We start from the raw sequence: 25,843 nt of genomic DNA, 5'->3' as shown, positions 1-25,843 counted from the left end.
CTTACCGGTTTCCGGCCGGCCATTTCGTCGTTGCCACTTTCGTCGATGCCATTGGGTCGATACCGAGTGGGTCGATGGTTCAGGTCGAAATCGTACAGGCTCTGGCTTCAGGAACTTCTTTATGGCATTTCCCACGCTTGCGCAGACCGTCGGCAACACGCCGCTGGTCAGACTCGCCCGCATCAACGCCGGACGCGACAACACGATTCTGGCCAAGCTGGAGGGTAACAACCCGGCGGGCTCGGTCAAGGATCGTCCCGCACTGTCCATGCTTCGCGAAGCCGAAACCCGTGGCGATATCTCGCCGGGCGACACGCTGATCGAGGCGACCTCCGGCAATACCGGCATCGCGCTGGCCATGGCCGCGGCGGTCATGGGGTACAAGATGGTCCTGATCATGCCGGACAATGCCTCGAGCGAGCGCAAGCAGGCGATGGCGGCTTATGGCGCCAAGCTGATCGGCGTCAGCAAGGAGGCCGGCATGGAGGGCGCGAGAGACCTGGCCGACGAGATGATCGCGCGAGGCGAGGGCAAGCCGCTGAACCAGTTTGCCAATCCCGACAATCCGTTGGCCCACTATCGCACCACCGGCCCTGAACTGTGGGAACAGACCGCAGGGCGTATCACCCATTTCGTCAGTGCGATGGGCACCACGGGTACCATCATGGGGACGTCGCGCTATCTCAAGGAGCGCAATCCTTCGATTCGGATCGTCGGTCTGCAGCCGGCGGACGGCGCGAGTATCGCCGGTATCCGGCGCTGGCCCGAGGCCTATCTACCCGACATTTTCGAACCGCAGCGAGTCGACAGCGTGCTGGACATCGGCCAGCAGGAAGCCGAGGAGCACATGCGCCGGTTGGCGCGGGAAGAGGGGATTCTCGCCGGTGTCTCCTCTGGCGGTGCGCTGGCGGGCGCGCTCAGGGTCGCCGAGCAGGTCGACAATGCGGTCATCGTGTTCATCGTCTGCGATCGCGGCGATCGCTATCTCTCCACCGGCCTCTACGCGCCGGAAACCTGATCATGGCGATGCTGGGAAAGAGACGCGCACCGGCAATCCGGCGTGAACGCCAGTCGGTCAAGCCGGCGGCGAAAAGCGATGACGGTTCACTGATCGTCGAACGGCTGGCGCATGACGGCCGCGGTGTGGCACGAGACGTCGAGGGCAAGACGGTATTCGTCGATGCCGCGCTGCCGGGCGAGCGGGTCGAGGTCGCGATACATCGCCAACGCAAGCGCTACGACGAAGCGCACATTCGCCGGCGCCTCAGCGATGCCGAGAGCCGTGTCGAACCGCCGTGCGCCCATGCCACCCGTTGCGGCGGCTGCGATCTGCAGCATCTGCATGTCGACGGCCAGCGTGAGCACAAGCGGCAGGTGCTGGTCGATTTGCTCAAGCGCCAGTCCATCGAGGCGCCCGATGACGTACCGATGCTGGTCGGCGATTCGGCCGGCTATCGGCGCCGCGCCAGGCTTGGCGTCAAATGTGACGCGAAAGGCCACGTCCATCTTGGATTTCGGGCGCGGGGTAGCGAGCAGCTGGTCGATATCGACAGTTGTCACGTGCTGGCGCCGCCGCTGGCGTCGCTGTTGCCGAGATTGCGAGCCCAGCTCGAATCGCTCGAGGCGCCCCGTCACGTCGGGCATCTCGAACTGCTGCTGACCGATGCCGACGTCGTCACCGTGGTCGTTCGGCAGCTGCGCGACGTGCCTGAAGACGCGCAGCGCTGGCGAGCATTCGCCGGGCGGGAACGACTGGCTTGCGCGCTACGCCGGGGAAGAGAGTCGACGGATCTGGTCTGGCTGAGCGATCAGCCGCGGCTGGTCACCGCCGTCGACGGTGGCCGGCGCCAGCTGTCGCTTGGGCTGGCGCCGGGCGATTTTCTTCAGGTCAACGCCGAGATCAATCAGCGCCTGATCGACACCCTTCGAGCGTGGCTGGCACCGCACGGCAGCGAGCGGCTGCTCGATCTGTTCGCAGGCATTGGCAATTTTTCGCTGGCCCTGGCCGATGACGTTGCCAGTGTCACCGCTGTCGAAGGTAGCAATGAGATGGTCGAGCGGCTGCGCGACAATGCCGATCATAACGGTCTGAGCGTATCGGCCCTGCAGGCTGATCTCAACGATCCGGGCATAGCGATCGAAGGCCTGATCGACTCTCACGATACGGTGTTGCTGGATCCGCCGCGAGAGGGCGCCGATGCGCTTTGCCGCCGCCTGGCGCAGAGCGAAGTCGCCCAGGTCGCCTATGTCTCCTGCGATCCGGCATCGCTGGCACGGGACGCGGCACATCTGCTGGCTGGCGGCTTTGTGCTGTCGCATCTGGCGATGGCCGACATGTTTCCGCATACCGCCCATCTGGAGTCGCTGGCGCTGTTCCAGCGACCGGAACGTCTCGAACGGTCAGCGCGATCGGCAGATCGCGAGCGGCTGCGGCGACAGCAAAGTGATCTCGACAGTCCGGTCCCGGGAGGCAAGCGCTAGCATGGTAAAGGTGCGAGAGAGTGAGCCGCTGGTCGATGACGGCAGCGTCGATCTGGAGTTGTGGTTGCATCGGTTGCAGCAGGAAGTCGAGTTGCGAGCACCCGAGCGCATTCTGCAGGCATGCCGTCTGGCGCTGCGAGCCAGCGAGCGAGACGCGCACGGCATCGAGGCGCTTCCCGATCAGACGTTGCTGACCGGTCTGGAGATGGCCGACATTCTCAGTCAGCTCAAGCTCGATCAACAGACACTGGAGGCCGCGATACTCTATCGTAGCGTCCGCCGCGGCCTGCTGAGCCTGGAAAGCGTCGCCAAGCAGATGGGTGACGAGGTTGCCAAGCTGATCGACGGCGTGCTCAGCATGGCCGCTATCAGCCAGCTTCAGGCGCCCAAGCACGGTCTGTCACAGCACAACCAGCAGGACAACCTGCGCAAGATGCTGGTGACCATGGTCGACGACGTGCGTATTGCGCTGATCAAGATCGCCGAACGGACGTGCATGCTGCGCCAGGTCAAGGATGCATCGCGTGAAAAGCGGTTGCGTGTGGCGCGTGAGGTCTTCGACATCTACGCCCCGCTGGCGCACCGGCTGGGCATTGGTCAGATCAAGTGGGAACTCGAGGATCTGGCTTTCCGCTATCTGCACGAAACCGAGTACAAGTCGATCGCCAAGCAGCTGGCGGAAAAGCGACTCGCCCGTGATCGTTATATTCATGAGGTGGTGGAGACTCTGGAGACGCTGCTGGAGCGCCAGGGCATCCTGCGCTATCAGGTCGATGGCAGGGCCAAGCATATCTATTCGATCTGGCGAAAGATGCAGCGCAAGCGCATCGATTTTTCCCAGGTCTACGACGTGCGGGCGGTTCGCATTCTGGTGCCCGAGATCGCCGACTGCTACACCACCCTCGGGGTGGTGCACTCGCGCTGGCACCATGTGCCCAACGAATTCGACGACTATATCGCCAACCCCAAGAAGAACGGCTATCAGTCGCTGCACACGGCGGTCATCGGTCCCGAGAACAAGGTGCTCGAGATTCAGGTGCGCACTTTCGCCATGCACGAGGAGGCGGAGCTCGGGGTGTGCGCGCACTGGCGTTACAAGGGCATGGACACCGACGCCAAGAGCCGGGGTTACGAAGAGAAGATCGCGTGGCTGCGCCAGGTACTCGAGTGGCAGGAGGAAGTCGGCGACGTCGGCGATTTCCGGGAGGGGCTGGCGAGCGACGTGGCGCCGGATCGGATCTACGTGTTCACGCCTGACGGTCACGTCATCGACATGCCGCAGATCGCCACCCCGATCGATTTCGCCTACCGCGTACATACCGAAATTGGTCACCGCTGCCGCGGCGCCAAGGTGGACGGTCGGATCGTGCCGCTGACCTATCGGCTCAAGACGGGCCAACAGGTCGAGATTCTCACCGCCACCAAGAGTGCGCCGAGCCGCGACTGGCTCAACCCCAATCTGGGCTATGTACGCACGTCGCGTGCGCGCTCCAAGATTCAGGCCTGGTTCAAGCTGCAGGCGCGTGAGCAGAATCTCGACGAGGGCAAGGCGATCTTCGATCGCGAGTTTCGCCGACTCGACATCGATGGTGTCGATCTCGCGCGTCTGGCCGGCGCGGTCAACTACACCGCCGTCGAGGACATGTACGCCGCGATCGGTGCGGGCGATCTGCGCATCGGCCAGGTACTGCATCAGGCCCAGCAGCTGTTCGGCGAGAGCGATGATCAGGACCAGCTCGACCGCCTGCTGACGAAGCCCCGGCGACATCAGGGCAAGGAGGCCAGCGACGGAATCACCGTGCTCGGGGTCGGCAATCTCAAGACCGCGATGGCCAACTGCTGCCACCCGGTGCCGGGAGACCAGATCATTGGCTATATTACCCAGGGTCGCGGTGTCACCATTCATCGCCAGGATTGCTCGAACGTGTTGCAGTTGCGCAGCGAGGAGCCGCGGCGGATCGTCGACGTCGAGTGGGGTCAAAAAGAGCGAGCCCAGTATCCGGTGGATATCGAGATCGAAGCCTGGGATCGCTCCGGACTGCTGCGCGACGTCACCCACGTTCTCTCCAGCGACCGCGTCAACGTGACCTCGGTCAATACGGTGACCGACAAGTTCGACAACATCGCGCGAATGCGGATCACGCTGGAGATCGAGAGTCTGGAGGCGCTGGAGCGCATCTTCTCGCGTATCCAGCAGCTACCCAACGTGATCGATGTCAAGCGGTTGAGGCAGGGCTCGGGGCAGGGTCACGGGCCACAATGAGGATCAAGGTTTGAGTATCGAGAACAAGACCGCCATGGCGCCGCCTGCCGACCTCCGACGCCCGGACTCGCGACGTCATTCCCTCGATGACCTGCTGACCCTGATGGCCGTGCTCAGAAATCCCGACCATGGCTGCCCGTGGGACATCAAGCAGCACTGGGACACCATCGTTCCCCACACCCTCGAGGAAGCGTACGAGGTCGCCGATGCCATCGAGCGCCGCGCCTTCGATGAGCTGCCCGGTGAACTCGGCGATCTACTGTTTCAGGTGGTCTACTACAGCCAGTTCGGCCGGGAGGAAGGGCGCTTCGACTTCGACGATGTCGTGCATACGCTGACGGCCAAGATGCTGCGACGTCACCCGCATGTGTTCCCCGACGGCACGCTGCATTCCCGGCGCGGTAGCGGCGAAGATGCGGTGGCCGAGCGCCAGGTCAAGACCCGCTGGGAAGCGTTGAAAGCCGACGAGCGGGAAGCCCGCGTAACCGATGGCGCCGACGCTTCGGCGCTGGACGATATTCCAACGGCGCTACCGGCACTGAGCCGTGCCGCCAAGTTGAGCAAGCGTGCTGCCGGTCAGGGTTTCGACTGGCCGGACGAGCGCGGCGTCATCGACAAGATCCGCGAGGAGCTGGCGGAAGTCGAATCGGCGCTGGCCGAAGGCGATCGGGCTCACGCCCAGGAGGAAATCGGCGATCTGCTGTTCGCTGTCGTCAATCTGGCGCGGCGTCTGGGTTGTGACCCGGAACAGCAGCTGCGCGGAACCAACGCCAAGTTCGAATGGCGCTTCCGTTACGTCGAACGCGCCCTCGCGGAAAGCGGCTCCGCGACCGATCGTGCCTCTCTCGATGAGATGGAGCGCCATTGGCAGGCGGCAAAGCAGGAAGAGAAAGCCTCACGCTCCTGAATCGTGTCGTAAATTTACGACTAATGTCGTTTTGCCGCCGGTCGACTCTTTCCTCCAGATCGTTATGCTGAATCCTTGATCGGTCACTTGGGTAATGTTGGTCTGCCCAGACCGGGGTCGCCATTCGGCGACCTGGTGTAGCCATTTCAGGGAGGGATGCCATGAGTCCAGAACAGGAAACGTCGCTGCACGAATCGTTGCGAGACAACGTCCGGCTGCTGGGCGATAGCCTCGGCCGTACTATCGCCAAGGATCTCGGTAGCGAGTTCGTCGATCGTATCGAAACGATCCGTGCCCTGGCCAAGCAAGGGCGCCAGAGCGCCGAGGAGGCGGATCGGAGGGAACTGATCGATTACCTGCGGGCGCTCCCCGACCAGGAGTTGCTACCGGTCACCCGCGCCTTCAACCAGTTTCTCAACTTCTCCAACATTGCCGAGCAGCACTATCGCGCACGCTTTCGGCGTGTCGAAGATTACAAGCCCGGCACTCAACCCGATCTGGGCGAACTGCTCAAGCGCGTGGCGGCGTCGGGCCACTCCTCGCGCCAACTGGTCGATGCCATCGCCGGCATGCGCGTCGATCTGGTACTGACGGCACATCCCACCGAAGTCATTCGACGCACCTTGATTCAGAAATACGACGTCATCGATGACTGCCTGCGGACCATCGAAGACAGCGGCGGTCATCCGGAAGTGCTTCAGCGCGCCCAGGGCCGATTGGAGGAGCTCATCGCCCAGTCCTGGCATACCGACGAGATCCGCCACGAGCGACCTACGCCCGTCGATGAAGCGAAGTGGGGCTTCGCGGTGATCGAAAACTCGCTGTGGGAGGCGGTGCCGACGTTTCACCGCGATCTGGATGCGTTGCTGATGGAGACGGCCGGTGAGCGGCTGCCGCTGGAAGCGTCGCCCATCCGGTTCGCCTCGTGGATGGGGGGCGACCGGGACGGCAATCCCAATGTCACGGCCCGCGTCACCGAAGAGGTCCTGCTGCTGGGGCGCTGGATGGCCGCCGATCTCTATCTGCGCGACCTGGAACAGCTCAAGGCCGAGCTGTCGATGTGGAAGGCCAACGATGCGCTGCGCGCCGAGGTCGGAGACGACGCCGAACCCGGGTCCCGCCAGGCTGCAGAGCCCTATCGCGCGCTGCTCAAGCGGTTGTCGACCCGGCTGGAGGCGACTCGGGCATGGGCGCGAGCGCGACTCGATGGAGAGCCGCCCGGCGATGATCCCATCATCGAGACGCGCGAGCAGCTGTTCGCACCGTTGCTCACCTGTTACCGCTCGCTGTGCGACGTGGGGCTGGAAACCATTGCCAACGGCGTACTGCTGGACACGCTTAGACGCGTGGCGGTGTTCGGGGTCAATCTGGCCAAGCTCGACGTGCGCCAGGATGGTGCCCGCCATGCGCAGGTGTTCGAGGAGCTGACCCAATACCTCGATGTCGGCGCCGACGGCAGTCACTACCGTGACTGGGACGAATCCGCGCGGCAGGCATTTCTGCTCGAGGAGCTGGTGTCGCCGCGACCGCTGATTCCGCCTCGTTGGGAGTGCTCGGCCGAAACCCGGGAAGTCCTCGATACCTTCGGCGTGATCGGTCGCGAGCATCGTCAGGCGCTGGGGACCTACATCATTTCGATGGCCCAGCAACCCTCCGACGTGCTGGCGGTGGCGCTGCTGATGAAGGAAGCCGGCAACGGCGTGCGCCTGCCGATTGCCCCGCTGTTCGAGACATTGGACGATCTGGATCGGGCCGGTGACGTGATCGAACGTCTGCTGGCGCTGCCGGGGTATCGAGAGGTCGCCGGCGACTACCAGGAGGTGATGATCGGCTACTCGGATTCGGCCAAGGATGCCGGCCAGCTGGCGGCGGCCTGGGCCCAGTATCGTGCCCAGGAGCGGCTGGTAGACGTGTGCCGGGAGGGCGGCGTATCACTGACGCTGTTTCATGGTCGCGGCGGGACTGTCGGGCGTGGTGGCGGTCCGGCCCATGCCGCGATTCTGTCGCAGCCGCCGGGCTCGGTGAACGGCAGCCTGCGAGTGACCGAGCAGGGCGAGATGATTCGCTTCAAGTTCGGCCAGCCCGATATCGCGCTGCGCTCGATGGAGATCTATGTCTGCGCAGTGCTCGAAGCGACGCTGTTGCCGCCGCCCGCGCCACGGCCCGTATGGCGCGAGGAGATGGATCGCCTGGCCGACATCGCCCATCGTGCCTATGTCGGCGTCGTGCGCGAGGATCCCGACTTCGTGCCTTACTTCCGGGCGGTGACGCCTGAAGGCGCCCTGGGCCGGCTGCCGCTGGGGTCACGTCCCGCCAAGCGGCGTCAGGAGGGCGGCATCGAGACGCTGCGTGCCATTCCCTGGATCTTCGCCTGGACCCAGACACGCCTGATGCTACCGGCCTGGCTGGGTAGCGGCGAGGCGTTTTCGAAGCGGCTCGAGGAACAAGGGGGGCTCGACAGGCTACGGGAGATGCGCGAACAGTGGCCATTTTTCGGCACCTATCTGGACATGCTCGAGATGCTGCTGGCCAAGTCGGATCCGCTCATCGCCGCCTATTATGAAAAGCGGCTGGTCGAGGACCCGGCACTGGCCCGACTGGGCGAGTCGCTGCGCCGGCGCCTCGTGGATCTGGAAGCCGTACTGCTGCGGATACTCGATCAGCGCCGGCTGCTCGACAATACGCCGTTGATCCGCCAGGCGATCGAAGTGCGCAACCCCTACATCGATCCGCTACATGGTCTTCAGGCCGAGCTGCTGCAGCGTAACCGCGATGCCGACGGCCACATCACACCGGAGCTTTCCCGAGCGCTGATGGTAACGATGGCGGGTATCGCCGCCGGCCTGCGTAATACCGGTTAGGTGCGAGAGATGCGGCGAACCCTGCTATAACGGTAGTGACCGGCGGCATGAAAATGCAGTCGGTCATCGACCCGTTACCAGGGAGTGCGGCATGGAGTTCAAGGATTACTACGCGGTGCTGGGCGTGGAGCGCGATGCCACTCAGGAAGAGATCAAGCGCGCCTACCGCAGACTGGCGCGTAAGTATCACCCGGATGTCAGCCAGGAAACCGATGCCGATGCGCGATTCAAGGAACTGGGTGAGGCGTACGAAGTCCTGAAGGATCCCGAAAAGCGTCTCGCCTACGATCAGGTAGGTCAAGGTCAGCGGGCCGGCGAGGATTTCCGGCCGCCGCCGGACTGGGATGCCGGCTTCGAGTTCCGTGGCGGTGGCTATACGCAGGAAGGTTATTCCCACGAACAGAGCGCCGCCTTCAGCGATTTCTTCGAATCGCTGTTCGGTCAACGTCGAGGGTCGGGCCAGGGTTTCGCAGGCTCGAGCGGCGATCCCGGCGGCATGCGCTATCGTGCTCGCGGAGAGGATCATCATGCCAAGGTGTCGATCGCGCTCGAGGATGCCTATCGCGGTGCCGTGCGCACCCTCACGTTGCAGAGTGGCGAGCTCGATGAGCAGGGCAGGGTGCGACCCCGCCAGCGGACCTTGAAAGTCCGGATTCCGAAGGGCGTGAAACAGGGCCAGCGAATTCGTCTGGCCGGCCAGGGGGAGCCTGGCATGGGCGGCGGTCGGGCTGGGGATCTCTATCTGGAGATCGAGTTCGAATCGCACCGGCGCTATCGGGTCGAGGGGCGCGATGTCACCCTGATCCTGCCCGTGGCGCCCTGGGAAGTGGCGCTGGGCGCCACGATCGCGGTGCCGCTGCCCGAGGGTTCGGTGGAACTGAAAGTTCCGGCGGACTCCCAGGACGGGCGGCGCCTGCGACTCAAGGGTCGAGGCATTCCCGGCGAGCCACCGGGCGACTGCTACGTCGCCTTGAAGATCGTACTGCCGCCGGCGACGAATGACGACGTCAAGGCGGCCTATCGCCAGCTGGAAGCGGTGGCGAACTTCAACCCCAGAGCGGCAGCGGAGGGCAGGTCATGACCATCCACGATCTCACCCGGGTACCGGTCGACAACCTCGACGAGACACCGGTCCTGACGCTGGGCGAACTGTGTCGAACCTGTACGGTACATGCCGAATGGGTCATCGAGCTGGTCGACGAGGGCGTCATCGTTCCCGACGGTCGCCGACGCGAACAGTGGCGTTTCTACGGCGCGAGCCTGCATCGCGTCAGGGTCGTCCAGCGTCTGCAGCGCGACCTGGGCGTCAATCTGGCCGGCGCGGCACTGGCGCTGGAACTGATGGATGAGGTCGCGCGATTGCGTCGGCGAGCCGGCGAGTAACCCCCGGCCGGATACCGCGACTCGAAGCCGTACCGGCGCCTTGCGCCATTCGTCGGAGTGAATCCGGCGAGTGGCGTTTCATCGGCCGAATCCTGACGTCGGTAAGTTTACGACTTTGGTTGTGTCGCCGATAGACGACTCTCACCATCAAAATGAGCATGCTACGCTTGTTGCCACTTCCGGCTTTCCTGCGATCCCCTCATGCGTATCACGACGACGGAGACGCGGACGCTATCGATCGATATCGATCCGCTCATTCTCGATGCCGCCCGTAGCTTAATCGATTCATCTCGACGTCGTATTCTCGGCCTGGTCGGTGCTCCCGGCTCTGGCAAAAGTACGCTCTCCGAAGCCCTTCTCGCAGCGCTGGGCGATCGGACGCAGGTCGTACCGATGGACGGTTTTCATCTCTCCAACCGCCAGCTGGCCGCGCTGGGTCGCGAACGGCGAAAAGGCGCGCCTGACACGTTCGACGCGTTCGGCTATCGCGACCTGCTCAAGCGACTTCGCGCCAGCTTCGGTGGGGAGACGGTCTACGCGCCGGGGTTCTATCGCGAGCTCGAGGAGCCCATCGCCGCCAGTATCGCGGTGGCGCCGGAGACGCCGCTGGTGATCACCGAAGGCAACTATCTGCTGCTCGCGGATGAACCCTGGCCTCAAGTGCGAGAGACGCTGGACGAGGTGTGGTTTCTCGATGTCGATCGAGCGCTACGCGAATCGCGTCTGGTGGCTCGGCACAGGCAGTTCGGTCGCACCCGACAGCAGGCGCTGGACTGGGTTCGTACGACCGATGCGCCCAATGCCGCGCGTATCGAGGCGCTAGCCGCCAACGCCGACCGCCTGCTGTGGTGGAGCGGCAACCGGATTCGATTCAAGGACACGTAGCAGAGACGTGAAGTCATCATTCGAGCTGGGCGACTCAATCTCCAGGACGCCCGATTTCAAGGAGAGAAGCATGAATGCAATCGCTGCCGCCGGTCGCGGTCCGAAGCGCAAGGGGCTGGTCGTGATGGTGTCCGTCGTCGCTGCGCTGGGCGGCCTGCTGTTCGGTTACGATACCGGCATCATCGGCGTCGCCCTGCTCGGGCTGTCCAAGCAGTTCGCGCTGGACGACACGCTCAAGCAGCTCGTCACCGGGGCGATCATCCTCGGCGCCATCTTCGGCTGCGTGGGCACCGGCCGGCTCTCCGACCGGCTCGGGCGTCGCTGGACGATCGTCCTGGTCGGCGCGGTGTTCATCGTCGGCTCGATCCTGTCGGCGGCCTCGACCAGCGTCGGCATGCTGATCGCGGCGCGTTTCATCCTCGGGCTCTCCGCCGGCAGCGCGACCCAGATCATTCCGGTCTATATCGCCGAAGTCACGCCGCCGGAGCATCGCGGAAAGCTGGTGGTGATGTTCCAGTTCATGGTGGTGTTCGGCATTCTCGTCGCCTATCTCGTGGGTTACGGCCTGGGCGAGCAGTGGCGCTGGATGTTCGGCCTTGGCACCATCCCGGCGGTGATCCTGATGCTGGGCATGCTGGTCCTGCCGGAGAGCCCGCGCTGGCTGGTGAGCAAGGGGCGTGAACCCGAGGCGCTGGGTATCCTCGAGCGGGTGCGTGCCAGCCGGGAGGGGGCGCAGTCGGAGATGGACGAGATCAAGGAGGTGTCGGCCCGTCCCGAAGGATCCTGGCGCGATCTGTTCCAACCCTGGATCCGTCCGGCGCTGGTGGCTGGCGTGGGGATCGCGATGTTCTCCCAGATCACCGGCAACAACGCCCTGATCTACTACGCGCCGACCATCCTGAGCCAGGCCGGTTTCGGCGACAGCGCCTCGGTGCTGGCAGCCATCGGTGGCGCCGTGTTGATCAACCTGGCGACGATTCTGGGGATCTTTCTGGTCGACCGCATCGGGCGCAAGCGCTTCCTGCTGTGGATGGTGCCCGGCTCGGCGGTGGCGCTGGTGATCATGGGGATACTGTTCGTGGGCGGCGCCCCGGAGGATGCCTTCAGCCAGTACGCCCTGGTCGCCTGTCTGGCGATCTACATGGCGCTCAACTGCAGCTTCGGCGTCTGCCTGTGGCTGATCAACGCCGAGGTCTATCCGCTATTCGTGCGTGGCAAGGGTGCCAGCATGGGCGCGTTGAGCCATTGGGTCTTCAACCTGCTGGTGACGCTGACGACGCTGTCCTTGATCAGCACGCTGGGCACCTCCGGCACGTTCTGGCTTTACGCCGCAGTGACCACTGTCGCACTGGTGTTCATCGTACGTTACGTACCCGAGACCAAGGGCCGCTCGCTCGAGGAGATCGAGAGCGATCTGAAGAAAGGCGTCTTCTTTCCGGCTGACAAGGCCAAGGACGATTCGAACAGCGCCTCGCGGGCCACGAGTGCTACCGATTGATCGCGCGACATCTCCATGGCAGACGGGCACGGCGGGTCGAATCAACCGATCGTGCCGGTCCCAGCGGTCGAGTCCTCGAGCTCCAGCCATCGATTTCTTGGCTCCCGACCCGTCACAACCGGCTGATGAACGCTAGTTCGGCGTCGTCTGGTAGAGCGCTGTGAGCGTGGAGGTCTCGAGCGCATGGCGACACCCCGCATCGATCAGTGGCCCGAGAATGGCGTCACGCTCCGTAGGCCGGCCGGCGAGCACATCCTGCAGCATCGATGACTGATTGGCGGCGGTAGTCTCGATCACACCGTCGACGAGCGCCTGCCAGCCCTTCCCGGGTGGCTGAATGCCTTCGGCCTGCATGATGCGGCTGATCTCGGCGACGAGTGTTGCGATCCGGGGCCGGAACTCGGGCTTCGCTAGCTCGCCGTTGAGCACGCGATGGCTGGCGGTCAACGGATTGATCACTGCATTGACCGCGAGCTTCCACCACAGTCGCTGGCGGATATCACGGCAGGCTCCGGCGATCATGCCCGCATCGTTCAGACATGCGGCAACGGTCGATGCCAGGTCGTGATGCTGGCCGGCGAGATCGCCGATCCAGGTCTCGCCGGCGGCGGCATGAACGACATCGATGGAAGCGTGGTCCGTGGCGGGCGCGGGACGATAGGCGGCCTCGGTGGTCGAGGCGCACAGCACCGGCCCAGCCCAGCGTCCGCTGATACGCGGTTGTATCTGGAAGCCATTCTGCAATAGCAGCAATGGGGTCGTGGGCTTGAGACGGGGGCTCAACGCGTCGAGCGCGGCCTGCGTATCGCGGGACTTCGTCGCCAGCATGACCAGCGCCGGTGCGTCGATCTCCTCCCGCTCGGCTGCCCATTCACTCGGCAGTTCACGCCGCAACGCCACCGACAGATCGCTGCCATCCACGGTGCGCAGACGAACGACCGGCGCCGCCGGGCGTCTCCCCAGCAGGACCAACGGATGATGCGGCGCGAGTGATGCAGCGAACAGCTGGCCAAGCGCGCCGGCCCCGACGATCAGCCACGGCGGGATATCGCCGCTCGACCGCGCCGGACGAGACATCACGGCGTGCGTTTCCGAGTGCGGCGGACGCGCGCCGGTTTGCTGTCCGACGAGGACGACGGCCGGCTCTCTTTGGTCTGGGAAGTTCGACGCGAGCGGGTTCCCGCCGATTGGCGAGTGCCGCGCCTGCCGCCTTTGCCACTTTTCCGCACAGGAGCTTCCGGCGCCGCCCCTTGGGCCGAAGCCTTGAGTGCCTGATTGAGCCGACCGGCACTCGCCTGGCCCAGCAGCGCGCGCAGATCGCTGACCAGCGCTTCCAGAAACGGCTCTGGCGCATCCTGACTCTCGGCGATCGCCGAAAGGCGCTGCTCCCAAAGCGCGGTACGCTCCGGCTGGGTCGCTGCCAGCGGCAGCGAATCGATCAGCGCGTGTCCGGTGCGTGTCGCCTTGATGGCCTTGCGATCGCGAACGAGATAACCCCGTGTCAGCAGCGTCTCGATGATGCTGGCGCGGGTCGCCTCGGTGCCGAGACCATCGGTATCGCGCAGCGTCCGCTTGACCACGGGATCCTCGACGTAGCGGGCGATATTCATCATCGCCTTGATCAGACTGGCGTCGGTGAACGGCTCTGGCGGGCGCGTTTCACGCGCTTCGCAGCCGGCATCGGTGACCGTCGCCGGCTCGCCCTTGGTCAGTAGCGGCAGGGCGGGAACGTCGTCACGGGTGGTGAACAGCGGCTTCCACCCCGGTTCGATGATCTCTCGTCCCTGGGCCTTGAAGCGCTCGTCGAGGATCTCGAACATCGCCTGCGTCTCGTAGGTTTCGAGCGCGGGATAGAACTGGGCCAGCACGTTGCGCGCGATCAATCGGAACAGGTTGGCCTCGTCGCGGGTGAGCCGGTCCATGTCCGCCGGCCGCCCCGTCGGCGCCAGCGCGTGGTGGGCGCCGACCTTGGCGTCGTCCCACGCCTTGGAGCGCAGCCTGAAGTCGGCTTGTTCTGCCCAGCCCCGCAGTTCTCCATCGAGCCGACAGGCGCCGAGCAGGGTCTTCTCTGCTTCCCGGTGATGCGCGGCGGGGAGATAACGACAGTCGGAGCGGGGATAGGTGATCAGTTGATGACGCTCGTAGAGCGTCTGGCAGACGTCGAGTACCCGTTTCGCGGACAGGCCGTGACGGCGCGCGGCATCGATCTGCAGCGACGACAGCGAATAGGGCAGAGGCGCGGCCTGTCGCTTGCGACGCTGATCGAGTTCGGCGAGGTGGCCATGGGCGCCAGCGAGTCGTTGTGCCAGCGCTTCGGCCGGGCGCGGGTCGAGCAGGCGGCCCTGTTCATCGAGACATGAGCCATCCAGCGGGTGCTTCTCGCCGGGCTGCCACCAGGCGCGCAGGGAACCGTTGGCAACCTGCAGATCGGCCCACAGTACATGAAACGGCTTGGGCTCGAACGCCGCGATATCGCGGTCACGGCGAACCACCAGCCCGAGCACCGGCGTCTGCACACGCCCCACCGACAGCAGCCCGTCGAAGCCGGCCTGGCGGCCGATCAGGGTCCAGGCGCGGGTCAGATTGATGCCATATAGCCAGTCCGCCCGTGAGCGTGCTTCGGCGGCGGCATAGAGCGGCTGGTAGCGGCGGTTGTCTTCGAGGCGGTCGAGCGCCTTGACCACCGCGGGGCGATTGAGATCCTGGATCAGCAGACGCTGGGTTTCCCGGTGCCAGCCAAGATGGTTCAGCACCTCCTGAACCAGCAGCTGGCCTTCGCGGTCCGGGTCTCCGGCATGGACGACGCTGTCGGCGCTCTTGATCAGCTTGCGCAGGACGGCCAGCTGGCTTCGTGCCTGGCTTCTGGGCACCAGCTGCCAGCGTTCGGGAATGATCGGCAGGTCGTCGAGGCGCCACTGCTTGTATTTCGGATCGTAGCGTTCGGGTGGCGCCTGTTCCAGCAAATGGCCCAGACACCAGCTCACCACGGTATCGCCGGCCTCGAGATAGCCCTCCCGGCGCGTCGCCCTGACTGGCAGTGCCTCCGCAATCGCGCGGGCGAGACTCGGCTTTTCGGCGACGATCAAACGCATGCGGCACGCTCCGGCAAATGGCTGTTATCGATCCGGTCTCTACCCCTGTCGATACGACTTCTGCCGATATCGATACGACTTCTACCCATATTGGTTCGACTTCTGCCGATAGCGATCCGATTGGCGACTATCACTTTTCGAGATGACGGCGGGCGCGGACCAGCGCGCGATACCACTGACGGTGGGGCTTGCCCACGGCTGGCGGCGCCATGCTGAGATAGCTGATGTTGGGCGTTTCGCCGCGTTCCAGATTGACGTTGGTCAGCATCTGCAGCGTGGCTTCCCGCGCGCCGTACTGGCGTTGCAGGAATGCCATTGCCTCCGGTTCCAGAGCGACACGATAGTGCTTGACCAGAGCCAGGGCCAGCGACTCCGCGGTGCGCGAAAGATCAGTCTCGATCTCGCGGACCATGGCGGATCCCATTGCCGCTTTCGCCGCCACCGACAAGTTGGGCTCGAGCTGGCCGAAGTCGGCTGCATTGGTGCTGTTGATGGCGCGCTGCACGGCCGGTCGCGATAGATGCACGTGGGGCTCCAGCGCCAGGAATATCTCTACCGCCACGCGCTTGGCGCTCTCGACCCCCACGCTGAGCTGGGTGTCCCTTTCGGCCTGGCGCAGGCGTTCGCGTAGCGTACCGATATTGGCCTTCTCCAGATGTTGTCCGAGCCGCTTGCACACTACCGCCTTGGCCTCGTCGTTGAGGGCGATCTTGCTCTCACGTATGCGCAGGCCGCGCCGGCCCGGGCCCAGGCGTAGGCGGGTCGTGTTGTCGGAGAGATCGGCGCTGACCGCGTCCCAGCGCTCAGCCATGCGCAGTCGATGGGCGTGGCTGCGACCGACTTCGTTGTAGGCGCTGGAGACGCTCTTGTAGAGCTTGATCGCGTTGGTCAGCACCTCTGCCTGGTGACGTAGCGTCTGGCGGTCGTCGCTGCGCCCGGTGTGGATGGCGTGGGCCAGCGACTGGATCTGCTCGCTCAACTCGTCGATCGCTGAGACGCTGTGCATCAACAGAGCATCGGCGCGCTGGCCGGAGACGCTCTCGGCGAGCGGCGTCACCGAATGCTCGATGAGATAAGTGTTCAGCGCCTTCAGGCGAGAGAGACCGGTCGCCTGCGCGATACGGTGCCGGGCACGGGCCTCCTCGAGGCTGTCGAACGCCCGCGCCAGTTTCCAGCGCCCGCGGTATTCGAACGACAACACCGGTATCTCGCGGCCGCTGATCAGCTCGAATGCCAGGATCACCATCTCCTCGACGTCCTGCAGCGTCATCAGCAGATCGTTGTCGTGCTCGATCGACGCCATGACACGTTCGATGAAGTGTTCGTCGCGCGGTACGCCATAGCGCGGATCCGGGGCATGGCCCTCGAAGCGCTCCCGCAGCAGGGTGATCGCCACCGGTGCCAGATCGTAGAGTTCGGTAAAGCGTGGCTCGATGTCGTCACGGTAGATCTCGACCAGATCGCTGACGCGAGCGTGAAGCCCGACCCGGCGATAGACGTCGATCTGGCCAATCAGGCGGGCGCTGTCGCGGTCGTCCAGCAGTTCGAGAGCCGCCAGTTCGACGCCCTCGGGCGACAGGTCCTGCTTGCGCAACAGCATGGCGGCGGCTTCACGGCGTCGGGCATCGCCTTCGAGGCTTTCGACGATCAGGTTGCGGGTCGCCAGCAACAGTTCCGGCAGCGTCTTGATGACCCGCTCGATCCGACTCGAGGTGCGCTCCAGGCGTCGCCCGCCGGTCAGGTGATGCAGCAGGTTGGCGATGATCCCGGCGGCACCGGTGATCACGGTGAACGAGATGAAGAAGATATAGTTTTCGAGCGTCGGCGCCTTGCCATAGCCCAATAGATAGCCGCCCCAGGCACCGAGCAGCGTCACTGGCCCGGCGGTCCACAGGATCTGCAGCAGGCTGATGGTCCACGGCACCTTCTCGACCGCCGCCGTGATCCGCCGGATTTCGTCGCGACCCTCTCGCTCCAGCCGCACCTGGGGCGCGTCGCTGGCGATCGACTGCGAGGGGCGGCGAAACGGAATCGGCATGAGCACGGGCGCTTCTCTCTAATGGCGGCAATTGGCTGGCAAAGGCGATGGAGCTGGCGCCAGCGACAGGGTAAGCGGCGGCTAAATTATCACCCCATGCCGGCACTCGCCAGCGCTCTTGCCCGGCATGCTAGGATGGAGTCAGAAAACGGAGGAATGCCATGCTGACAGCTTGGGTTGAACAGCTGCTGGGCTTTGCCAGCGGCGCCCTCGAGGCGATTCGCGCCAATGAACACTACCCGACGATGATGGCATGGGCTCGCAGTGAAGGAGCCGAGCACTGTGGCGGCAGTCTCGATCTGGCCCAGGCGCTCGCGCCGCTCATCTGGAATCAGACACCGCTGGTAAGACGAGGTTTCGACACCGAACCGCTGGCCGAGCCGAAACGCGAGGAACTCTGCTGGTGCGATTCGGGGCGACTCTATCGCGACTGCTGCGCGCGAGTCGAGATGCCCAGCGCCATCCCCGACCACCTGATGTGGATGCTGTCGCTGCGCGAGTGGCGCGGCGAGACGCTGAAGTTGGCACTGGAAAGCCGCAAGGCGCCGGCACAGGCGTTGCTGGAAGCCGGCATCGTCTCGGCGGAGAGCGGCAACAATGGCCGGGCGCAGCAGATTCTGGAATCGCTGTTCGCCGGCGATCGCGACTGGGAAGCGTTGGAAGAGCAGATCGAACCGGCTTTCGAGATACTGGTCGATCTCTATCAGGAACGTGGCTTTCATCGCAAACGTGCGGCGCTGGTCGAGCGAGTGATGGCCGAAGGGCCGGGATTTCTGCGCGGCGCGGCGCTCGAGCGGCTGTGTCTGATGCATCTGGACAGCGGTGATCTCGCCAGCGCCCGCGAGGCGTTCCAGAGCGCCCAGCGCACGCTGCCGGATTCGCCGTCGTTGGCGTATATCGAAGCGATGGTGCTGCTCCACGAAGGCAACGTCGGCAAGGCGCGTCAGCGCGCGGCGTTCTGGTGGCGGCGACTATCGCGTCAGCACCATCTCGACCCGGACCAGCTCGAGTTCATCGCCGAGCTGGCCGATGACCCTCAGGCCGCGCTGGCGGAACAGGTGATTCACTCCGAGGAGGCGCTTTCCGGGCCGCTGACGGCGCTGCAGGCGCTGCTGCATACCCAGCAACGCCCGCCCCGTCTCGAACTGACTCATGCCAACGAGGGTGGGCTTCAGTATGAGCCCAGTTCCCGCGAAGCCTCGCTCTATAACGGCTGGGCCAATGCCTGCGAAGTCGAGATCGACGAGGACGCGGCGCTAGGGTTTCTGGGTGACCCCTGGGAGACGGCGCCTCAATGGCTGCAGGCGTTATGCGCGAACCCCGAATGGCTGGATGCCCCACGGGTGATGCAGGCGTTGACGCTGGCGCTGGCCAGCCGCTTTGGCAGCCTGCCGTGGATGGTCGATGCCTTCTTTACGCCGCTGGCCGAGCGCTACGGGTTCTGGCTGGGCCAGCTCGAGGATGCCGGCGGCACCTTCTCCTGGCACGATGCGGACAATGCGACGTTGCTTCGGACCGGCCTGGCGCTGGTCATCGGCATGGAGCGCGGCGCAGGCCAGGATGCAAGAAAGCTGGCGCAACGGCTGCTGGCGCTGGATCAGGAAGACAGCCTGGGCCTGCGCGAACTGGTGATCGACCAGCTGCTGCGCGAAGGGCGTGACGAGCAGGCATTGACGGTGAGCGAGCAGGGTCCGGAAGGGGCCGAGATGCTGGGCGTGCAGATGGGCCGGGTGCTGGCGCTCTTCCGGCTATCGCGCCACGATGACGCGCTCGCCGTGCTGCGAGAGGTCTACTCGTCCAACCCCTACATACTGCCGATCCTGTGCGAGGATCGACCTCGTCCGGCACGGCTCGGCGATGACATGCCGGAGCCGGGTACCCGCGCAGAAGCCTGGCAGTATCGCCAGTTGATGCGCGACCAGTGGCTCGCCTCGGATGGCGCCCTGGACTGGTTGTCCCGGCAGCGTCGTGCACTTTCCTGAATCGCGAACTCTCCCGGTTTCTGAACCCTCCTGAAGCGTCGGCTCGAGAATCCCGGCCGACGCTTCCGGGAGCGCGCGCTTCTCCTGTTGCCTGCCCTGTTCGAGTCCGTCAGCGCACGCTGGCGGGCTCGTGATCCTCTCGACCAGCTCGAGGGTCGGTCTCCCCATCGTCATTCCGGGTGTCGCCATCATTGCCGAGGGTCGGCAAGCGCCGGCTCAGCCACCAGGCCAGTGCCACGGCCGGCAGGCCGAGCAGGCAGACGATGACGAAGAAACTGGCATAGCCGACATCCGCCACCACCAGGCCGGAGAAGCCGCCGATGAACTTGCCGGGGAGCGTCATCAGCGAGGAGAACAGCGCGTACTGCGTCGCGGTGTAGGTGCGCGATGTCAGGCTCGAGAGGAAGGCGATGAATACCGTGCTGGCGAGGCCGTTGGCCAGATTGTCGCCGGTGATGGCGACGATCAGCAGGGCCAGGCTGTCGCCGCCGGTGGCAAGCAGGGCAAACAGCAGATTGGTCAGCGCCACCGCCAGCGCCCCCAGGACCAGCATCCGGCCGATGCCGTAACGAACGACCATCAGCCCGCCAAGCACGCCGCCACCGATGGTCATCAGAACCCCGAACACCTTGGTAACGCTGGCGATGTCGCTCTTGGTAAAGCCCAGGCTCAGATAGAGCGGGTTGGCCATCGCCGCCATCGAGATGTCGCTGATCCGGTAGATGCCGATGAAGACCAGCAGCCACAGTGCCAGGCGCCCGTAGCGCTGAAAGAAATCACTGATCGGGCAGATGACCGCCGCGATCAGCCAGACCCCGGCCTGGCGCTGCCAGTGGGAGCGGTTCCGCCGCTGGCGCAAGAAACGCTTCACGCGAGGGTGGAACAGTACCACCGTCAGGCTCTGCGGGCGCGGCGGTTCTGGACGCACCAGCACCGTGATCACGCCGATGCTGACCAGTGCTGCCATGCTGAGATAGGCGATTCCCCAGGAAGCCGCATCGGCGATATAGAGCGCGCCGGCACCCGCCATCACGATACCGATGCGATAACCGATGATATAGGTCGAAGCCATGGCCGCCTGGATCGCCGCTTCGCCGGACTCGATACGGTAGGCGTCGATGACGATGTCCTGTGTCGCTGCCCCGAAGGCGGTGAGCAGGGCAAAGGCGGCCACCAGCGGCAGGTGGCCGGCGGGATCGAGCCCGGAAAGCCCCAGCAGACCGGCGGCAATCAGTGTCTGGCCCAGCAGCATCCAGCTGCGCCGCTGGCCCAGCAAGCGGCCGATCAAAGGCAGCCTCACGCGGTCAACGATCGGCGCCCAGAACAGCTTGATCGAATAGAGCAACCCCACCCAGCTGAAAAAGCCGATGGCGGCCACTTCGACGCCGCTATCCTCGAGCCAGGCGGTCAGGGTCGAGAACACCAGCAGATAGGGCAAGCCGGCGGAAAACCCTAGAAACAGCAGGGTGACGACCGGCGCCCGTAGATAGACGCGCAAGGATGATAGCCAGTCACGTGGCTCGTGTTGCATGCAACCTCCAAAGGAAACGCTGCCTAAATGTCTGCGCAGGTGAATCGCTGCGTTGCGCGGTGATGGAGCGCCAGCCCGGTCGAATTCTCACCTATACCCCATAGGCTCCGGTTGCTGCGCTCCGTGCGCCTTGCGACGGAATGCCGCCCACTTCATCCCGCTCGCCGATTTATTCAGTGTTTCCAATAAACCGGATCGACCCGCCGTGGGCGGACGAGTCGGATCGAAAATGGTACTCTAGATGGCTTGTCGCGTCTGGCCGGATGTCACGCCGACGGCGCTGCGACAAGGCCCGGGTCTGTCTCGGCAGGCGAGCGAGAACAGGGAGGGTTTCTCTGGTGGTGATGATGAGTGGATATGATCGGTGGCAGCGCTCAGGAAGGGGTTATCGATGACCGATGAATCGACGCAGGACGGCGACTCGTTGCCGCGCTGGTATGTCATCCAGTGCAAGGGTGGCGAGTCGTTTCGGGCCAGCGAACATCTCGATAACCAGGGCTACGAGATCTTTCACCCGGTACTCGAGGTGCAGAAGCGTCGTCGTGGCAAGCTGACCTGGGTCGCCGAGCCGCTGTTCCCGCATTATCTGTTCATCCGCCTCGATCGCCTGGCCAGCAACTGGCGACCGATTCGCTCCACGCGTGGCGTGCTGCGGCTGGTCAGTTTCGGCAACGAGCCGGTATTCGTGCAGGACGGGCTGGTCGAGACGCTGCGGGATCGCATCACGACCGACGCGAGCCGAGATCGCGCCAACGTCTACTACCGTCAGGGTGATATCGTCGAGATCACCGATGGACCGTTTCGTGCCTTGCAGGGCGTGTTCGAGTCGCAGAAGGGCGAGGAGCGCGCCATCGTGCTGCTCAATCTTCTGCAGCAGACTCAGCGGCTCGAGGTGCCGGTCGAGGCGCTGCGCAAGCACTCCTCCTGACGTGTCGGGGTTGTCCGCCGCCAGGCCTGTCGAGTCCACTCGTCGCCCCATTCGTCATCTTTCCTGAACCCCACTGTCATTCCGGAGTCACCATGAGCCAGCTCGCCATCGAGCCGTCCCACGTTGCGTCTCTCCATTACACTCTCCTGGACGAGCGAGGCCGCCCCCTCGACGATTCGCGTGCGCGCCAGCAGCCGCTGGCGTATCTGCATGGGCACGACAATCTGTTCCCGGCACTGGAAGCAGCGCTGGCCTCTCGCAAGAGCGGCGAACGGTTGAGCGTCACGCTGGCGCCCGCCGACAGCTATGGCGAGCGCGACGAAGCACTGGTCAGTGAAAGCCCACGCTCCGCGTTTCCGCAAGATCAGCCGCTAAAGGCTGGTCAGCGCTTTCAGGCCCAGGGACCGGACGGCCCGCGAACGGTCACCGTTCTCGCCGCCGATGACGCGCAAGTGACCGTCGACGCCAACCATCCGCTGGCGGGGGAGACGCTGACCTACGAGATCGAGATTCTCGAGGTTCGCGAGGCGACGCGGGCCGAACTGGCCAAGGGCCATCCGTTGCCGCCGGGGACTTCTCACGCCGAGGTCGAGGACCGTAAACAGTAGCTGACAGTAGCAATATGGCGGGGCCTTTAGCGGTCTATCCACCAGCGGGTGAACCAGGCCTGCATCACCTGTTCGGGATAGATCGTGCGTCCGAGGCTGCCGTTGTAGCGTGCCAGGGCACTGGTCCAGTCGCCGTGCTCGCGTTTCAGATAGTGCGCAAGAATGGTGCAGCCGTAGCGCAGGTTGGTATCGATATCGTGGAGATCGTCCTGTGGTCGACCGATTTCCGCTTTCCAGAACGGCATCACCTGCATCAATCCCAGTGCGCCGGCCGACGACACCGCATCGGGCTGGAAGCGGCTTTCCACATCGATCAATGCCAGTACCAGCTCCGGCGGCAGCTGAGCCCGCCGAGCTTCGGCATGAACTCGTTCCAGCAGCGCCAGACGGGCGCGACGTGACGGGTAGGCCTCGGGCTGGCGCCTGGCCAGGCGCGACTGCATGTCGAGCAGCCACACCTGAGCGTCGAAGACGTCTTCGAACCCGTCCGGTGCAGCCATGGCACGGGACAGTGAATCCAGCAGGGCTGGCGACGGGAGTTCCCCCGGATTCTCGGATCGCTGGGCAGGCGCGGTCGACTGGGCCAGCGCCATGTCGGCGCTCGGCAGACCGGCGACGACGAGCCAGATCGCCGTCACCAGAATGGCCGAGAGCCGAGCCATCACGATCTCTTTCGATCAGGCGAAGCGGGTGTCCAGGAACGCTCGCAGATCGTCCAGCGCGACCATGGTGACTTCGCTGTCACGGCGTCCCTTGTACTCCAGCTCGCCGTTGTCGAGGCCACGATCACCGATTACCAGACGGTGGGGAATCCCCATCAGTTCCTGGTCGGCGAACTTGACGCCCGGGCGCAGGTCGCGATCATCCAGCAGCACGTCGATGCCGGCGTCCGTCAGTTCCTGATAGAGCGTTTCGGCGGTCTCGCGCACCCGGTCCGACTTGTGTGCGTTCATCGGCACGATCGCCAGCTGGAAGGGGGCGATGGCGTCGGGCCAGATGATTCCGCCGGCGTCGTGATTCTGCTCGATCGCCGCCGCGACCACGCGGGTGATGCCGATGCCGTAACACCCCATCCACAGCGTCGCCGGCTGGCCGCTGTCGTCGACAACCGTGGCGTTCATGGCCCTGGAATACTTCTGGCCAAGCTGGAAGACGTGGCCGACTTCGATGCCACGGGTGATCGAGAGCGTGCCCTGTCCATCGGGCGACGGGTCGCCTTCGACCACGTTGCGCAGATCGGCGACCTCGGGCAGCGGCAGATCGCGTTCCCAGTTGATCCCGAACAGATGGTGGTCGTCGACGTTGGCGCCGGCGCCAAAATCGCTCATCAGGGCAACGCTGTGATCGATGATCAGTGTCAGCGGCAGCTTGACCGGGCCCAGCGAGCCGGGGCCGGCGCCGATGGCGGCGCGAATTTCCTCTTCGCTGGCCATGGTCAACGGCGCGGCGACGGCCTCGAGGTTCTCGGCCTTGATCTCGTTGAGCTGGTGATCGCCTCGCACCATCAGTGCGATCAGGCCGCCCTCGGCGGCGTGCACGATCAGCGTCTTGACGGTCTTCTCGATCGGTAGATCGAACCCTTCGACCAGCGCGGCGATGGTGCGCACGCCGGGTGTCGGCACCTGGCGCATCGTCTCCCGGGGCACGGCACGCTCGACGCCCCGGGGCGGCAGCGCCTCGGCCTTCTCGATATTGGCGGCGTAGTCGGAGCCGGTGGAAAAGACCACGGCATCTTCGCCGGAGTCGGCCAGGACATGGAACTCATGCGAGCCGGTGCCGCCGATGGATCCGTTGTCGGCAAGGACCGGACGGAAGTCGAGGCCCAGCCGGGTGAAGATGCGGACGTAGGCGTCGTACATGCGCTGATAGGACGCCTTGAGACCGGCTTCATCGCTATCGAACGAGTAGGCGTCCTTCATGATGAATTCGCGCGAGCGCATCACGCCGAAACGCGGGCGAATCTCGTCGCGAAACTTGGTCTGGAGCTGATAGAAGTTGGTCGGCAGCTGCTTGTAGCTGCTGATCTCGCGCCGTACCAGATCGGTGATGACCTCTTCATGAGTCGGGCCGACGCAGTAGTCGCGCTGATGGCGATCCTTGAGTCGCAGCAACTCTGGGCCATACTCGTCCCAGCGACCGGACTCCTGCCACAGCTCTGCGGGCTGAACCGCCGGCATCAATATTTCCTGCGCGCCTGCGCGATCCATCTCCTCGCGGACGATGCGTTCAACCTTGCGCAGCGTTCTCACGCCCACCGGCAACCAGGTGTAGAGTCCCGAGGTCAGGCGGCGGATCATGCCGGCGCGCAGCATCAGCTGGTGGCTGACGATCTCCGCATCTGCCGGCGTTTCCTTGAGGGTCGAGATCTGTAGTTGGCTGGCACGCATGGGGTGTTCTTTCCTGTATTCATCAGCGTCAAGCGGAACGCGGCATATGCTCGATATGACGTGATCGGCAGTCATTCATCGGGTCGCCAGTATAGAGATTCGAATAGCGGACGGGGAAGGGCGACCGGTAAAAACCTCTCGGCCAATCTGGCGCTTACTCCTGGACATTACCGGCTTGCGGCGGCTATTGCGATTGACCTTTCCACCGGCCCAATCTTACCTATAGTGAAAGCAGGGCCGCGTCCGGCATCGTCGGGAGGCGAACGGAACAGACACCATCGGAAATCCGTCGTTGGCGGCCCGCGCCGGAGGGAGGTGTGTCATGATTCATCACGTCTGGGGCCTGCTCACGAATCCCAACCGCGAATGGCAGCAGATTCGCGGAGAGAACGAGACCGTATCGCATTTCTACGGTTCCCATGTGCTGGTGATGGCCGCGATTCCAGTGATCTGCGCTTTCATTGGCACTACGGTGGTCGGTTGGCATTTCGGTACCACCGAGGACGGATTGGCGAAAACCGTCAGCGTCTCGCCAGCCACGGCGGTACTGCTGGCGATCATTTTCTACGCGCTGATTCTGGGCGCCGTATGGCTGATGGGGAACGTGATCCATTGGCTGGCGCGGCGTTATTCCGAACGCCCGGACCTGAGCCATTGCGTCGTCTTCGCGGGGTACATGGCGACGCCGATGTTTCTGAGCGGCGTGGTGGCACTCTACCCTCTTATCTGGCTTTGCCTGCTGGCCGGCACTGCCGGTCTCTGTTACACGGTCTATCTCGTCTATGCGGGGTTGCCATCGTTTCTGGGCATCGATCAGCATGAAGGCATGCGCGCCTCGAGTGCGGCGCTGGCTATCGGTGTACTGGTACTGGAGGCTTTGCTCGCCATCACCGTGCTGCTGTGGGGGTATGGCGCTTCGCTGGTCTGATGCCGATCAACCATCATCCGACGCCTACGCTCACGGTGTGGGCGTCGCTGTGTCTGCACTCGCTTGCTGGA

The 25,843-nt window shown here is 64.4% G+C and carries 19 protein-coding genes; 13 read left to right on the top strand and 6 right to left on the bottom strand.

Going from position 1 to position 25,843, the window contains the following annotated elements; genetic code table 11:
• Window positions 1-121: 121 nt before the first annotated feature.
• The 9 genes from cysM to BTW07_RS03860 all read left to right on the top strand — a co-directional run bounded on the left by cysM (window position 122) and on the right by BTW07_RS03860 (window position 12,278).
• Window positions 122-1,018, top strand: coding sequence for a cysteine synthase CysM (cysM, locus tag BTW07_RS03900; protein ID WP_075568843.1), 897 nt, complete (start codon window positions 122-124; stop codon window positions 1,016-1,018).
• A 2-nt stretch (window positions 1,019-1,020) separates the two neighbouring features.
• Complete coding sequence (rlmD, locus tag BTW07_RS03895) at window positions 1,021-2,481, top strand: 23S rRNA (uracil(1939)-C(5))-methyltransferase RlmD (protein WP_075568842.1); 1,461 nt, start codon at window positions 1,021-1,023, stop codon at window positions 2,479-2,481.
• A gap of 1 nt (window position 2,482) precedes the next feature.
• A complete protein-coding gene (relA, locus tag BTW07_RS03890) occupies window positions 2,483-4,744 on the top strand; it encodes a GTP diphosphokinase (protein WP_075568841.1) in 2,262 nt (753 codons plus the stop codon).
• A 34-nt stretch (window positions 4,745-4,778) separates the two neighbouring features.
• Window positions 4,779-5,651 (top strand): nucleoside triphosphate pyrophosphohydrolase, encoded by an 873-nt coding sequence (gene mazG / locus BTW07_RS03885; protein WP_075568902.1) that lies wholly within the window; start codon window positions 4,779-4,781, stop codon window positions 5,649-5,651.
• A gap of 161 nt (window positions 5,652-5,812) precedes the next feature.
• On the top strand, window positions 5,813-8,512 hold the full coding sequence (ppc, locus tag BTW07_RS03880) for a phosphoenolpyruvate carboxylase (RefSeq protein WP_075568840.1): 2,700 nt from the start codon (window positions 5,813-5,815) through the stop codon (window positions 8,510-8,512).
• Between the two features lie 91 nt (window positions 8,513-8,603).
• Window positions 8,604-9,593, top strand: a complete 990-nt coding sequence (locus BTW07_RS03875; protein ID WP_075568839.1) for a DnaJ C-terminal domain-containing protein — start codon at window positions 8,604-8,606, stop codon at window positions 9,591-9,593.
• Window positions 9,590-9,895: a chaperone modulator CbpM gene (locus tag BTW07_RS03870; protein WP_075568838.1), complete on the top strand. Its 306-nt coding sequence runs from the start codon at window positions 9,590-9,592 to the stop codon at window positions 9,893-9,895. Before BTW07_RS03875 ends, BTW07_RS03870 begins: the two co-directional genes overlap by 4 nt.
• 201 nt (window positions 9,896-10,096) lie before the next feature.
• Window positions 10,097-10,780 (top strand): nucleoside/nucleotide kinase family protein, encoded by a 684-nt coding sequence (locus BTW07_RS03865; RefSeq protein ID WP_083941494.1) that lies wholly within the window; start codon window positions 10,097-10,099, stop codon window positions 10,778-10,780.
• Window positions 10,781-10,787: 7 nt separating this feature from the next.
• Entirely contained in the window at window positions 10,788-12,278 is a 1,491-nt protein-coding gene (locus BTW07_RS03860) for a sugar porter family MFS transporter (RefSeq protein ID WP_279626527.1), read from the top strand.
• Window positions 12,279-12,410: 132 nt separating this feature from the next.
• Here the strand turns inward: BTW07_RS03860 and BTW07_RS03855 are convergent, their stop codons facing one another.
• From BTW07_RS03855 to BTW07_RS03845, 3 genes are all read right to left on the bottom strand, one after another.
• Window positions 12,411-13,355: a ketopantoate reductase family protein gene (locus BTW07_RS03855; protein ID WP_075568836.1), complete on the bottom strand. Its 945-nt coding sequence runs from the start codon at window positions 13,353-13,355 to the stop codon at window positions 12,411-12,413.
• Window positions 13,355-15,370, bottom strand: coding sequence for a DNA topoisomerase III (locus tag BTW07_RS03850; protein ID WP_075568835.1), 2,016 nt, complete (start codon window positions 15,368-15,370; stop codon window positions 13,355-13,357). The genes BTW07_RS03855 and BTW07_RS03850 overlap by 1 nt, the downstream gene beginning before the upstream one ends.
• A gap of 130 nt (window positions 15,371-15,500) precedes the next feature.
• The gene (locus BTW07_RS03845) at window positions 15,501-17,408 is read right to left on the bottom strand and encodes a hypothetical protein (RefSeq protein ID WP_075568834.1); all 1,908 of its coding nucleotides are present in this window, start codon (window positions 17,406-17,408) and stop codon (window positions 15,501-15,503) included.
• Window positions 17,409-17,569: 161 nt separating this feature from the next.
• Here BTW07_RS03845 and BTW07_RS03840 point away from each other — a divergent pair, with 161 nt between their 5' ends.
• Window positions 17,570-19,390 (top strand): SEC-C domain-containing protein, encoded by a 1,821-nt coding sequence (locus BTW07_RS03840; RefSeq protein ID WP_075568833.1) that lies wholly within the window; start codon window positions 17,570-17,572, stop codon window positions 19,388-19,390.
• 109 nt (window positions 19,391-19,499) lie between these two features.
• Here BTW07_RS03840 and BTW07_RS03835 read toward each other — a convergent pair whose 3' ends face one another.
• Window positions 19,500-20,921, bottom strand: a complete 1,422-nt coding sequence (locus BTW07_RS03835; RefSeq protein ID WP_075568832.1) for an AmpG family muropeptide MFS transporter — start codon at window positions 20,919-20,921, stop codon at window positions 19,500-19,502.
• Between the two features lie 391 nt (window positions 20,922-21,312).
• Here BTW07_RS03835 and rfaH point away from each other — a divergent pair, with 391 nt between their 5' ends.
• Complete coding sequence (gene rfaH / locus BTW07_RS03830) at window positions 21,313-21,849, top strand: transcription/translation regulatory transformer protein RfaH (RefSeq protein ID WP_075568831.1); 537 nt, start codon at window positions 21,313-21,315, stop codon at window positions 21,847-21,849.
• Between the two features lie 92 nt (window positions 21,850-21,941).
• The gene (locus tag BTW07_RS03825) at window positions 21,942-22,457 is read left to right on the top strand and encodes an FKBP-type peptidyl-prolyl cis-trans isomerase (protein WP_075568830.1); all 516 of its coding nucleotides are present in this window, start codon (window positions 21,942-21,944) and stop codon (window positions 22,455-22,457) included.
• A 26-nt stretch (window positions 22,458-22,483) separates the two neighbouring features.
• On the opposite strand, the gene BTW07_RS03820 is transcribed toward BTW07_RS03825, so the two are convergent.
• Together BTW07_RS03820 and BTW07_RS03815 are read right to left on the bottom strand one after the other, a co-directional pair.
• Window positions 22,484-23,119, bottom strand: a complete 636-nt coding sequence (locus BTW07_RS03820; RefSeq protein ID WP_075568829.1) for a lytic transglycosylase domain-containing protein — start codon at window positions 23,117-23,119, stop codon at window positions 22,484-22,486.
• 15 nt (window positions 23,120-23,134) lie between these two features.
• Window positions 23,135-24,844 carry a proline--tRNA ligase gene (locus BTW07_RS03815; RefSeq protein ID WP_075568828.1) on the bottom strand — a complete coding sequence of 570 codons (1,710 nt, stop codon included), beginning with the start codon at window positions 24,842-24,844 and terminating at the stop codon, window positions 23,135-23,137.
• A gap of 322 nt (window positions 24,845-25,166) precedes the next feature.
• Here BTW07_RS03815 and BTW07_RS03810 point away from each other — a divergent pair, with 322 nt between their 5' ends.
• Window positions 25,167-25,772 carry a Yip1 family protein gene (locus tag BTW07_RS03810; protein ID WP_208605365.1) on the top strand — a complete coding sequence of 202 codons (606 nt, stop codon included), beginning with the start codon at window positions 25,167-25,169 and terminating at the stop codon, window positions 25,770-25,772.
• Window positions 25,773-25,843 lie beyond the last annotated feature (71 nt).

The organism is Salinicola socius, assembly GCF_001937195.1.
In the GTDB taxonomy this organism is placed as follows: domain Bacteria; phylum Pseudomonadota; class Gammaproteobacteria; order Pseudomonadales; family Halomonadaceae; genus Salinicola; species Salinicola socius.
Note: the sequence above shows the minus strand (reverse complement) of the source record. Positions and strands in the feature narration are given on the sequence as shown.